The sequence below is a fragment of the Streptomyces rubellomurinus genome (genome assembly GCF_000961885.1).
Taxonomy (GTDB): Bacteria; Actinomycetota; Actinomycetes; order Streptomycetales; family Streptomycetaceae; genus Kitasatospora; species Kitasatospora rubellomurina.
Genome location: NZ_JZKH01000340.1, coordinates 1 through 411, shown reverse-complemented (window position 1 = coordinate 411; position 411 = coordinate 1). Strand labels below are relative to the sequence as shown.

Genomic DNA, 411 nt, shown 5'->3' with positions numbered 1-411 from the left:
TCAGGAGGCGACGGCTGCGGGGCCGCCCCAGAACTTGGTCCAGCCCGGGCCCTTGGGGTCGACGGACCAGAAGGTGCCGTTGGTGTCGTGGGCGTAGGTGACGAGGTGTCCGGTGGCGGGGTCGGCGATGGTGAACGGGTTGCCGCCGAGGACGGTGCCGGAGGTGGTGGGGATGAACTCGGTCCAGCCGGGGCCCTGGGGGTCGACGGACCACAGGCGGTGGTCGGGGCCGTTCAGGTAGGTGATGAGGTGGTTGGTGGCGGGGTCGACGACCGTCATCGGGTCGCCGGCGGCCATCGGGCCGAAGTCGATCCAGCCCGGTCCCTTGGGATCCACCGACCACAGGTGGTTGGCGGTGTCGCGGATGTAGGTGATCAGGTGTCCGGTGGCGGGGTCGGCGACGACGCTGGG

General features: G+C 70.8%; 1 pseudogene. It reads right to left on the bottom strand.

Annotated features, from left to right (window positions below):
- Positions 1-411: pseudogene (locus VM95_RS38105) on the bottom strand (hypothetical protein); the annotation flags it as partial.